Annotated in this window: 7 protein-coding genes, 2 pseudogenes and 1 CRISPR repeat array; of the genes and pseudogenes, 1 reads left to right on the top strand and 8 read right to left on the bottom strand. The window is 60.0% G+C overall.

Annotated elements, in window-relative coordinates; translation table 11 throughout:
* Positions 1-101 precede the first annotated feature (101 nt).
* From FKZ61_RS24570 to FKZ61_RS24565, 7 genes and pseudogenes are all read right to left on the bottom strand, one after another.
* A pseudogene (locus FKZ61_RS24570) lies at positions 102-311 on the bottom strand (transposase); the annotation flags it as partial.
* 12 nt (positions 312-323) lie between these two features.
* Positions 324-788 (bottom strand): hypothetical protein, encoded by a 465-nt coding sequence (locus tag FKZ61_RS23290; RefSeq protein WP_326838579.1) that lies wholly within the window; start codon positions 786-788, stop codon positions 324-326.
* A 31-nt stretch (positions 789-819) separates the two neighbouring features.
* Positions 820-2,553, bottom strand: a complete 1,734-nt coding sequence (locus tag FKZ61_RS23285) for a CehA/McbA family metallohydrolase (RefSeq protein ID WP_229964379.1) — start codon at positions 2,551-2,553, stop codon at positions 820-822.
* Between the two features lie 230 nt (positions 2,554-2,783).
* Positions 2,784-3,623, bottom strand: a complete 840-nt coding sequence (locus FKZ61_RS23280; protein ID WP_229964378.1) for a carbohydrate ABC transporter permease — start codon at positions 3,621-3,623, stop codon at positions 2,784-2,786.
* Positions 3,624-3,678: 55 nt separating this feature from the next.
* A complete protein-coding gene (locus FKZ61_RS23275) occupies positions 3,679-4,581 on the bottom strand; it encodes a carbohydrate ABC transporter permease (RefSeq protein ID WP_141612560.1) in 903 nt (300 codons plus the stop codon).
* 96 nt (positions 4,582-4,677) lie between these two features.
* Positions 4,678-5,916: an extracellular solute-binding protein gene (locus FKZ61_RS23270; RefSeq protein ID WP_229964377.1), complete on the bottom strand. Its 1,239-nt coding sequence runs from the start codon at positions 5,914-5,916 to the stop codon at positions 4,678-4,680.
* A 78-nt stretch (positions 5,917-5,994) separates the two neighbouring features.
* Positions 5,995-6,072 (bottom strand): annotated as a pseudogene (locus FKZ61_RS24565) (twin-arginine translocation signal domain-containing protein); the annotation flags it as partial.
* A 294-nt stretch (positions 6,073-6,366) separates the two neighbouring features.
* On the opposite strand from FKZ61_RS24565, the gene FKZ61_RS23265 reads away from it, so the two are divergent.
* The gene (locus FKZ61_RS23265; protein ID WP_170200230.1) at positions 6,367-7,584 is read left to right on the top strand and encodes a response regulator; all 1,218 of its coding nucleotides are present in this window, start codon (positions 6,367-6,369) and stop codon (positions 7,582-7,584) included.
* A gap of 34 nt (positions 7,585-7,618) precedes the next feature.
* Here FKZ61_RS23265 and FKZ61_RS23260 read toward each other — a convergent pair whose 3' ends face one another.
* Entirely contained in the window at positions 7,619-9,781 is a 2,163-nt protein-coding gene (locus FKZ61_RS23260) for an ATP-binding response regulator (protein WP_141612557.1), read from the bottom strand.
* Positions 9,782-9,916: 135 nt separating this feature from the next.
* Positions 9,917-11,789: a CRISPR direct-repeat array (repeat unit 37 nt; unit sequence CTTTCAGTATCCACTCTGTTGGATCGTCTGCTTCAAC).
* Positions 11,790-11,842 lie beyond the last annotated feature (53 nt).

The raw sequence follows: 11,842 nt of genomic DNA, 5'->3' as shown, positions 1-11,842 counted from the left end.
CTGTGAAACCCTTCAAAATCCTTCGCCCATTCTTTCAATTCGCTCAGTTCCATGGCTCCTCCGGCTCATTGAGTTCCATTCCATTATCTCCGGTTAGAGCCTCATTCGCTAATCTGCGGTTGTAGTACTAGGCAGGCGTCGAAAAACTCCCGCCTCGTTTTATACGAGTGATGTTGATGTTGGGTCGCCGCTTCCCGCATCCATTTCGAAAGCCCCTCAATGGGATTCAGGTCGGGGCTATACCCAGGAAGCGGAATGATGCGAAATCCGAGTTCATGCGCTTTCCCACGGGCGCTGGCGGCTCGATGCCAAGGAGCGCCGTCCTAGATGATCACGACGAGACGTTCCGTATCTCCTAACCAGTCGGCCACCCGCTCCAAAAAGGCGATTGTATGTTCTGTGTTGCAGTTGCCTTCATTCCAGATGAGACACAGACCCTCGGTGAAATTGTAAATGGCATACCAATTGATTCGATCCGAGCGGGGTGGATACTCGCTTTGCCGATAAACCGGTTGTCCCTTGGGGGGGCCGAGCGTAACCCCAATCCAGGTCGCGATGAATAGGCGCTTCATCAATATAGATCGGCACCCCGTGATTCGCTCTACATACTCGATGATCTTGGCGGTCTTCCACTCATACCCCGGCAAATTGTGCTCAACGGGTTCCGTGGTGGAGACCGTTTGGACTATCTGTGCCTCCTCTTCTTGGGTAAAAGGAGGACCGCCTGTATGTTGATAGACAATTCTCTCCATTCCTTGCTCGTTATACCGTCGAACCCAGCGTTGCACCGTCACATTTTGACGACCTAACTATTGCGCGCTACCAATCCGGAGGCCGTCGCCCGGCCCGTCGGACCCAGATGGGGCTGGCCCAGGCCATTTCACCATCCTGACAGAAGACGCGCAGATAGTAGAAATCCACCTCGGCGCCGCTCCCTGGGTCGTGAAACTCGCCTGTCTCCACCGGCTGGTCGCACCACGCGCGCGCCAGCAATTCGCCGTTGCGGATGACGTGGATCTTGTGGATCGGGCACGGCCCGGCCACCCGGAAACGGATTGTGCGTTCGCCCGCTGCGGTCACCTGGCTGCCCATGGGCGCGTCGTTGACCGTGAAGTCGACCAGGATGCGGGTGCCTGTGGTGCCGTAGCAGCGCCGGTCGTACAGGGCCTGCCAGACCGCGTCCCGGGAGAGTTGCTCCGCCAGGACGGCCGTGCGGCCGCTGCCCACGGGCGAGTGCTTGTTCATCCAGTTGTAGGGGAACTTTCCCTGCGCATTGCCGGGATAGCCGTCGTGGGCATCCGCGCCGCAGACGAACCCCAAGATGTGGCCGCTCCGCAAGGCGTTGGTGATGCTCAGTTGGGGGTACTTGTCCGAGCCGTGGCCGATGAGGGGGGCGTTGGCGTCTGCCGTCTCGTGGCAGCCCCATCCCGAGAAGATCTCCACCAGCCGGTCGTACTTGGGGTTGGAGGTCTTCCAGTTGAAGGGGTGGTCGGCCACGACAGGATGGTGGGGAATCACCACCACATCGGCGCCGTGGCGGTCCAGATGGGCGTAGAGTTCCCGCGGGTGGATCCACTGCTGGTCGGGCGTCCGGCAGGAGAAGAAGGGCGCGTGCTCCGGGTCACGGAAGTAGACGTTGCGGTGGCCGTAGACGAAGGAAGTGAACTCGTAGGCCGGGATGGTGACGAAGCGGCCTTCGTCGTGCCATCGCCTGACCGCGTCCAGCCGCAGATGCCACTTGTCGCCCTTCATGATGGCGTCGTCGTGATCGGTGTGGGCGTAGAAGTCGACGCAGGCTGTGTGGCGCGCATGGCCGAAGTTCTCGTCCAGGGTGCGGCTGCCGTCACTGTCGATCTCGCTGTGGGCGTGGACTTCCCCGAAGAAGACGGGGCTGCGGCCATTGGAGAGGGGCGCCGGCGGCGACGCGGCCAACTCGACGGCCGGCCACCAGTTGAGGTGGCGCATGTAATCCGCCTGCTTGTAGGCCAGATCCAGCCGCCACCAGGTCGGCGACGGGTATTCGCTGTGGGAGACCACCCGCAGCAGCGCCGGCTGGCCCGGTTCGAGCCAGGCGGCGGGCACCAGCAGCGCGGCGACGCCGAAGCTGGCCATGCGCTCGTGGGTGGTGGCGGCGTCCAGGTTCAGGGACATGCCCTCTGGCGCCACCTCGGTCCGGTGGACGTCGTAGGCCAGCACACAGGGGCCCTTGGTGAAACGCTCGCTGTACTTGGTCTCGCGGAAGGTGATGGCATGGCGTTCGTTAACATAAAGGCGGAACTCCCCGGAGGGATGGACCCAGCTCGAGCCGTAGCCGGTGGCCATTTTGAAGATGAAAACCACAGACTCGGCCATCTCGTGGGGGACCGGCTGGGTCAGCCAGGCGAAGGTCTCGTTGCCCATGTGGCTGACCCGCCAGGCTTCGGGCGTGACGTGGAAGGAGGCCAGCGGGCCTTCCAGGTGAGTGGCCCGGATGGGCGTGTTGAGCACATCGATGCCCAGCCGGCCGGTGCCGTCCACCACGGTGACGCCGAGGGCGCGGCGTGCCAGGGCCACACGTTCTTCTGGGGTGAGATAGAGGTCGGTTTCGGGATCAAATGGGTAACTGTCAAGCATGTTGCTGGTGTGCCTTTCGGACAATCATCTTTGCTATGGTCGTTAGTTTAGACGACAGGTGCTGCCAGGGTGTTGCCGCCAGGCGCGCCGGTTTGGCTGTGAGCCATGGGGAGCAGATGGCCGCTGAATTGCCCGCTTGCCTCCTGGCCGGCGGCGTTGGGGGTAAGGCCTCAACCCTTGAGCCCGGTCAAGGCGATGCCTTCGATGAAGTAGCGCTGTAGGAAGAAGAAGAGGAGCACAACCGGCAACACCATGAGGGTGGACGCGGCCATGAGCTGCTGCCACTCCACGGAATAGGCGGCGTAGAAGTCCTGCAAGCCCAGTGAAAGGGGCTTCATGGACTGCTTGTTGATGTAGATCAAGGGCCGCAGAAACTCGTTCCACGTGTGCTGGAACTGGAAGATGGTGACGGTGATCAGCGCCGGTTTGGCCAGCGGGAGCATGATGCGCTGGTAGAGGTCGAACTCGGAGCACCCATCGATCTTCCCCGCATCGAAGAGCTCGTTGGGAATCGTTCTGAAGAACTGGCGCAGGAGAAAGATGTAGAACGCGTTGCCGAAGAAGGCCTCGATCCAGAGGGGGCGGAAGGTGTTGGTCCAGCCCACCTTGCTGTAGGCAACGAAGAGCGGGATCATGGTCACGTGGTAGGGCAACATCATGGTCGCCAAGAGGAGTCCGAACCAGAGCCGGCTGCCCGGCACCTCATAGCGGGCAAAGGCAAAGGCCACCAGAGTACAGGAGATGAGCGTTCCCGCCAGGTTGAGGCCGGTGAGGTAGACGGTATTGGCAAAATAGCGGGCCAGGGGCACGGTCTCCAATGCCTGCGCGTAGTGATGCAGTTCCACAGGGTTCGGGATCAAGGCCGGCGGGAAGACAAACAACTGGGCACTGGTCTTGACCGAGGTGGTCACCATCCAGTAGAAGGGGACGATGAAGAGCAGGGCGCCGGCGTAGACGCCCATGTTGAGCGCAATGCGCGCGGCCAGCTTCAAGGTTCGGTGGTACGGCAAGAGCTTCGTCGCAACCTCGGGGCGCGTCGACAGCGGGAGATTGGCTTTCACAGACTTATCGGCCTCCATAGTAGACCCATCTTGAACTCAGTTGGAACTGGATGAAGGTGAGGGCGATGATCACCAGGAAAAGCAGCCAGGCCATGGCCGACGCGTAGCCCATCTTGAAGTATTCGAAGGCCTGGCGGTAAAGGTAGAGGACGTAGAACAGGGTGGCATCGTTGGGGCCTCCGCCCGTCATGACGTAGGCCTGGGTAAAGACCTGGAAGGAGTTGATGAAGCCGATGATGGAGGTGAAGAAGATGGCAGGCGAGATCATGGGGGCGGTCACGTGGCGAAATTGCTTCCACTTGGTCGCCCCATCCAGCTCCGCGGCTTCGTAGAGGCTTCGCGGCACACCCTGCAGCGCCGCCAGGAAGATCACCATGTTGACGCCGATGGTCGTCAGCCGCAGCAGGATCAACCCTGGTTTGGCCCATGTCGGATTGCCCAGCCAGTTAGGTCCCCGAATGCCGAAAAGGCCGATGAAGGTGTTGACCAGCCCAAAGCGGGGCTGCAGAATCCAGATCCAGAGGATGGAGACGGCCACCAGGGGCAGAATGGAAGGCATGTAGAAGATTGAGCGCAGGAAAGAACGGCCGTAGATGTCCTTCCGGTTCAGCAGCAGGGCGATGAGCAGCGCAGCCACGATCTCCAGCGGTACGGCCAGCGCCGCGTAGTAGACGGTGTTCCAGATGGATGTCCAGAGCAGCTCGTCCCGGACCATGTTCGCATAGTTGTCAAGCCCCTTGAATTGGGTCGGCATCAGCACCGAATAGTTGGTGAGGCTCAAGTAGAGCGATGCGAGCATGGGGCCGATGCGGAAGAGCAGAAAACCCAGAATGCCGGGCAGGGCAAACAGGTAGAACCAGAAGATCTCCCTGGATTTCAGTGTGCGGAACCATGCCAAGTTTCTCATGATGCAGTTCTATGTACTAGGCCTGAAAGTGGCGCAGTGGAAGAGGGCACGGGCGGCCGCCAGGCTACCCGTGCCATCCGTCCTTGCCGCCGCCGCTTATCCCTCTACGGATGACCAGAAGGCGTCCAGCTCCTCCTGGATTGCCACATTCATGTCGGCGCAGGCCTGTTCGGCGCTCTTCTCGCCGTACATGACCCAGTCACGTCCGGTGCCAGGCCGCACCCAGTAGCTGTGAATCTGCCCGGCCACCGGTGAGACCGGCCGGAAGCGGCCGTAGGCGGCCGATTCGTTTATGATCTTTTGTTTCTCTGGATAGGGCGAGCTGTCCAGCAATGCCTTGTCCGCCACCGCAGCCTTGAGGGCCGGAATGCGCTGGTAGCGGATGGCGGCATCCAACTGGGCTTCGTAGCTGGAGAGGAAGCTGACCAGGGCGAAGGTCTCGTCGACATGCTGCGCACCCGCCGGGAGCGACAGGCAGAAGCCGCCCGAGAAGTTGACGTAGTCATCCTCCTGGCCCCGTTTGCGCCAGATGCCGACGTTGAATTCCAGGTCGGGGTAGTACTCGGCGAAGTCCGCCAGATTCCAGCCGCCGTTGACCATCATGGCCAGGTAGCCTGAACCGAAGGGGTTGAAACCAGCCATGCTGGGCCACCCCGAGCTGAACTCTGCCGCTTTGTCGATGCCGCCGACAGCGTTGGTGATGTCGTACTCCCATTGCAGCGTCTCGACGATCTTAGGGTTGTCCATCCAGGCGGTGCGTTCGTCCTTCAAGAAATCACCGTCATTGGCCCAGACATAGATGTAGTCGCCGCCGTTGCCGTAGGCGTTGCTGAGCACCTGGGTTGGGATGAAGCCCATGATCTCAATGGAGCCGTCGGAGGCACTCTTGGTCAACTTGCCGGCCAGCTCGACCATGGCCTCCCAGTCGTGGGTGGGCGGCGGTGTATCGGGATCCAGGCCCGCTTCCGCGAAGAGCTCCGGATTCCAGAAGACGGCCCGTACATCGGTGTCGAAGGGCACGCCGTAGATCTGATCTAGCCAGACGCACTCGTTCCAAGTGGCCTCCAGGAAATCGTCCGCGTTGATGTCGTAGGCCGGGAGCAGATCGGTGATGGGCGTCGCTCCCCCACGGCCGGCCCAACCGGCCACCAGGAAGCGATCCTGGAAGACCAGGTTGGGGGCGGTACCGCCGGCGCTGGCCGTGATCATCTTGGGATTCATGTCCAGAGTGCTGCCAAAGGTGACAAGTTCGATGTTGACGTTGGGGTTTTCCGCCTGATATTCCTCGATCTTGGCTTCGGCCCACTCTTGATGGACTGCAGACCAGTAGAGCAATTCCACAGCACTTTGGGCCGGGGCACCATCAGCAGCGGTAGTGTCGGTAGCAGGTGCCTGTACAGGTGCGGTACAGCCTGCAACCAATGCCAGACCAGCCGCGCCCGCACATCCACGTAGAAAATCACGCCGGGATAGAGCTTTGCCTTGAGACATTTCTTCTCCTCCTTGTGTTGGATACAGAGACAGAAACGCGGGTATTGTGATGCGCTGTCGAGTTTTTCCAGATAGCACAGGTTGGGTGGGGCAAACCAGGCCGCGGCGCATATGGCCTATGCTTATTTTCGCCCGTTTGCCTGCATCTGCCATCTGCGGTACGGATAGAACGTGCTCTGCTGCCATGCTATAATTCGTGTAAACAATATACTCCGACTGCAAGGCAGATGTCTATGGCTCCCCATGCCACGCACCTGACAAAAGCCTGCCATGCCCATAACGAAAGGAAGAAAGATGTCGCCCGAGGCGCCAGAGCGATCCATGCCCCCCGTAGCATTTGTCGATGAGCTCAAGCAAGTGCTGGCCCATCTCAATGATTTCGGCTACCTGCAACAGCATGCCCTGGCGGCCAGGCTGGCCGCCACCACGGATCCACCGGAACCTGCGGCCGGTATTCGGCTGCGCCGCGCGGTGCTGCGGGCCATCGAATCCATGAGCCCGGGCGCGGACGTCGGCTTTCGCTCACCCCACGCGCGCACCTACAACCTGCTGCAACTCCACTATGTGGAAGGTTTTACCGTGCAGGAAGCTGCCCGCGAATTGGGCATATCCGAGCGGCAGGCCTACCGCGATATCCGGCGCGGTGAGGATAGCCTGGCGGTACTCCTGGAGCCCATCTTCTTGGGCAGCGGCGATGTTGAGACCGGGCCCGAACTGGGGGCCGCCCAACTCTCGGCGCCTTCCAGGGAGATCGAACGGTTGAACACCCAGTCCCGTCCCGTGGACTTGCACGGGTTATTGCGCCAGGCCCAGCGTTCTGTGGAGAAGCTGGCGGCTCTCCATGGCACTGCCATTGTTGTAACGGCGCCACCCCACACGACGACGGAGTTTTTGACCGTCCCCGAACTGGCCCAACAATTGCTGATCAGCGTATTGAGCCAGATTGTGCAGACCGATTCCCCGCGCTTGGAGATCGCCCTGGAGAAGGCGCACCATGAACTTCATATCGCGCTGCGCTATACCCCGACCCTGGATGAGCGAAGCGGCTTCAATCTGGTAACCGCCCAATTAGCCGACCAGCTCGGGTGGAAGATCTACCGGCACGAGGAGCCGGACGGACAGCAGGCGGTGATCCTCGTCCTGCCCGGCAGCGATCCTACGGTGCTGGTGATCGACGACAACGAGGGGTTGGTGGAGTTGTTGAAAAGGTATCTGCGGGGGTATGCGTATCGTGTGATCGGCGCCACCTCGGCTCAGGAAGGGCTGCAGCGCGCTCAGGAAATCCAGTGCGATGGGATTGTGCTGGATGTGATGATGCCCCAAATGGATGGGTGGAAGGTACTGCAAGTCTTGCGGAGCGACGCTAAGACGTCCAGAATACCGATTATCATCTGTTCAGTGATTAACGATCCAGAGTTGGCCTATTCGTTGGGCGCCTCGCTCATGCTCCCCAAACCGGTCAGGCGCGACGATGTGCTACGTGCGCTGCGCGAGCTGGGGATCTCTCGCTGAAGGCTCGGAGCCGGTGGCCCCAGGTACTTTCATCTCACTCCCCCTTCCCATCCGACAAAGCATGGTTTTCCAACAGCCGGACGATGGCGGCCATGGCTTGCAGAAGTTCGATGCTGTGGTTTCCTAGGGGCCACTGCACCACGAGAGTGCTACTGCCCTGGTTCCCTTGACCCTGGTAGCTTGTGGCGGTGAGCAAGATGACTGGTATAGAGGCCAGAGCCGGATCGGCACGCATGGCGGCCAGCACTTGGAAGCCATCCACTTCGGGCATCACTAAGTCGAGCAGAACGACGTCCGGCCGTTTGGTCCGCATCTGTTCCAGCGCTTCACATCCATCGTAGGCATAGTCTAGCTGGAGCGCTAGGCCGGCCGCCGCCAGGATGCGGGCCACCAGTTGCACGAAGCCCCGGTCGTCATCCACAATCAAGACCCGCCGGATCTTTCCGAAACTTGCCAATTTATCCAGAAGTTGCCGCTGGGTGACCGGCTTTACCAGGCAGTCCTGGACGGCCAGCTCTTTCGCCAGCCAGGTCTGGCTAGGCAAAGTGCATCGGAGCACAGGGAGCGGTGAGTGGGAATCCCAGACCGTGACATCTTCACCGGGGGACACGTTGTGGATAAGCGCTACTGGCTGTTGAGCGGCAATCAACCGATCCAGCGCTGCTTGCTCCTGAACCTGGACGATGCGATACTCTGGCAATTGGCTCTGGATAGAGGAGGCCACGGTGCGATCTTTGTCGAGTACCAGGACCGACGCGCGGGCTGCCGGCCAGGGCAGCTCCACCGGCGCGTGGCGTTGCAGGCGGGAAAGGGCGATGTGGCGCTCCGGGATCGGCAGGGTGAAGGAAAAAGTCGCACCCTTTCCCGGCTCACTCTCGACCCAAATGCGCCCATCGTGGCTTTCAACGAAGCGCTTGCAGATGGCAAGGCCGAGCCCTGCGCCCTGATGGCTCCTGCGCAGGGACAGGTCGGCCTGGAAAAACTCCTCGAAGATATGGGGCAGTGCCTCTGGGGCGATCCCCGGTCCAGAGTCGATTACGCTGATCTGCACCTCGTCATCCAGGCAGACGGCTTTCAAGCGGACGTCACCGCGAGCTGTGAAGCGCAAGGCATTGTTGAGCAGATTGAGCACCACCTGGCGGATGCGGGTCTGATCGATCTCCAATTCCGGTAGGTGGGACGCAATTTCCAGGGAAAGGGTAGCGGGCGAGTCCTTGAAGAGGTTGCGGGCAATCTCTACCGCATCCTGCAGCAGGGTATAGAGGGAGGTGCGTTCCCGGCGCAAGGTGAATCCCGTCATCTCGAAGCGGGAGAGGGCAAGGATGTCGTCGATCATGTCCAGCAGGTGGAGGCTGCTGCGGTAGATCTGGTAGATGTCCCGGCGGAGGGTCGCCGGCCACGGGAAGGTGCCGTAGACATCCGGGGAGAGATGCATGAGTTCGCTGAAGCCAAGGATGAGGTTGAGGGGCGTGCGCAGTTCGTGGCTGATGTTGGCAGCGAACTGCTCCTTGAGCCGCCGCGCCTCCTCGGCCTGCTTTCGCGCTTCCGAGAGGGCGCGTTCTGTGCGGCGCAGATTGTGGTTGGCGATTTCGAAGGAGCGCAGCGTCTGGCTCAGTTCCGCTTGGCGTGTGCGTACCTGCTGTAGCAGCCGCTGTGCCTCCTGCTGGGAGTTCCAGGCCCAGTGCAGAGCAATGTAGAGGGTATGCATGGCGAGCTGGCCGAGGACGACGGCCAGGGCCAACATCACCAGGAGGCCGGCCAGGGGGTAGACCCGGTCGCTCACCTGCATGAGCCAGAATATGTACAGGGCGATCACCCCGCCCACCGACATTTCGCTGCCTGGCATCAACAGGGAGGCGCTGAATACGAGCAGGAGGCCCCAAAACGGCAACCAGGGCGCGGGGAAAAACCAGATGACAACCAGCAGCGCGGCGGTGGTTCCGGCCAGGAGTAGCCGCGCCGCCTGCAACGGCCGCGTGGGCACCAACACCTGAACGGACAGCCCCAACATGGCCAGACCGGCGTAGGTCAGCAGCTGGTCCATGGGGATCGGGTCCACGGGCAGCACGGACCAGGTGGCGACCGTGGCCACGACAATCAGAGCCAACGTGAGTCGCTGGGTCAACTGGCTGCGGAGGTCGTCCAGATTTGTGCGGCTGCCGTGATGGGCTAGTAAGGTGCATGGGGTAAAAGGCATCGTTCTCTCTCCTCTACTCTCTGTACAAAATGAGCGGATGAACAAGTCTAGAGCCTGTTATGCACTTTGCACTATGAATTGAATCATCTGTTTCAACCAAAACAGTGGACTCCACCATGACTCGCAACCAGGGGATTTTCAGTATCCACTCTGTTGGATCGTCTGCTTCAACGCTTGAGTGCAGGTACCAGCTCTGCTGACGACACCTCTTTCAGTATCCACTCTGTTGGATCGTCTGCTTCAACGAAAACACGTGCTATCAAAACTAGACCAGGAGGGTGACTTTCAGTATCCACTCTGTTGGATCGTCTGCTTCAACCGTCTGCGGGCTCCCCAGGCCGGCGCGCAGGGCCACTTTCAGTATCCACTCTGTTGGATCGTCTGCTTCAACTGTGGTGGTCATCCGAGATGGCGACGACTGCCGCTCTTTCAGTATCCACTCTGTTGGATCGTCTGCTTCAACGTTCGTCGTCCGGCTGCGCGTCTGCCCGGCCTGCGCCTCTTTCAGTATCCACTCTGTTGGATCGTCTGCTTCAACGAGCGTACCCCAGGTTGTGGAGGCGGCGCTACAGGCTCTTTCAGTATCCACTCTGTTGGATCGTCTGCTTCAACCGGCACTCTATGGTCCCCGGGCCCGGGCCGTGCAGCCTTTCAGTATCCACTCTGTTGGATCGTCTGCTTCAACGTGGCGGATGCCGGTATCCAGAAGCAAAAGCAGCACTTTCAGTATCCACTCTGTTGGATCGTCTGCTTCAACGCGTGACATACACCGCCGGCGACGGCATCGATATCACCTTTCAGTATCCACTCTGTTGGATCGTCTGCTTCAACTGTGCCCCCGTTGCCACGAGGAGTATCACGGCAACGACTTTCAGTATCCACTCTGTTGGATCGTCTGCTTCAACCCTGGGCCAGGGCCTGGGCCTTGGTGGCCTCTGCCTCTTTCAGTATCCACTCTGTTGGATCGTCTGCTTCAACCTGCAGTACGAGCGGCCGGCGAGCACCAGCCGGCTGTATGGCTTTCAGTATCCACTCTGTTGGATCGTCTGCTTCAACATAGCGTGTGCTGTCGGCCGTTGCTTCAAACGTGCGCTCTTTCAGTATCCACTCTGTTGGATCGTCTGCTTCAACTCTCGGAGAAGAGGACATACAATCTCTGGACTCTGCCCTTTCAGTATCCACTCTGTTGGATCGTCTGCTTCAACTCCTTCTGGGCTGGCCCTACTGTTACCGCCCGTGTCTTTCAGTATCCACTCTGTTGGATCGTCTGCTTCAACCCAGGCGCTTCTGGCGCCTCTGGCGCATGGTCGCCTTTCAGTATCCACTCTGTTGGATCGTCTGCTTCAACCGCTGTACCGCTGCAACGGATGTGGCGCCTGGGCCTCTTTCAGTATCCACTCTGTTGGATCGTCTGCTTCAACGCTGACGACTGGATGTTCGCGCTGGACTGTATCGACCACTTTCAGTATCCACTCTGTTGGATCGTCTGCTTCAACTCACCATGGCCAGGATGTCCACTTCCGCGACAATGCCTTTCAGTATCCACTCTGTTGGATCGTCTGCTTCAACGCTCATGCCGGGCACCGTACCGGATGCGCCGGGTCACTTTCAGTATCCACTCTGTTGGATCGTCTGCTTCAACGGCCCAGAATGTGGCCCACAACGTGGGCCGGGACGTCTTTCAGTATCCACTCTGTTGGATCGTCTGCTTCAACCGCCGCCCCGGGATTGCTGGTCGAGTCGATGTCGTCTTTCAGTATCCACTCTGTTGGATCGTCTGCTTCAACACATCTTCGCCTGGCGCGGCGTGAGCGGGACGCTGGCTTTCAGTATCCACTCTGTTGGATCGTCTGCTTCAACGCCCGCCCCCTCCAGCTCCGCTCACCATCCCCCGCAACTTTCAGTATCCACTCTGTTGGATCGTCTGCTTCAACAGCAGCAAGCGTCAGGCACGGCGTCTGCTGCAATCATCTTTCAGTATCCACTCTGTTGGATCGTCTGCTTCAACGAGCTAATCCGCCAGCACGACCGTTTGCTGGCGGACGACTTTCAGTATCCACT

This window comes from Litorilinea aerophila, assembly GCF_006569185.2.
GTDB classification, from domain to species: Bacteria; Chloroflexota; Anaerolineae; order Caldilineales; family Caldilineaceae; genus Litorilinea; species Litorilinea aerophila.
Note: the sequence above shows the minus strand (reverse complement) of the source record. Positions and strands in the feature narration are given on the sequence as shown.

Coding starts and splice junctions, on each gene's coding strand:
- FKZ61_RS23275 (WP_141612560.1), bottom strand. CDS start 4,581: ATGAGAAACTTGGCATGGTTCCGCACACTGAAATCCAGGGAGATCTTC.
- FKZ61_RS23265 (WP_170200230.1), top strand. CDS start 6,367: ATGTCGCCCGAGGCGCCAGAGCGATCCATGCCCCCCGTAGCATTTGTC.
- FKZ61_RS23260 (WP_141612557.1), bottom strand. CDS start 9,781: ATGCCTTTTACCCCATGCACCTTACTAGCCCATCACGGCAGCCGCACA.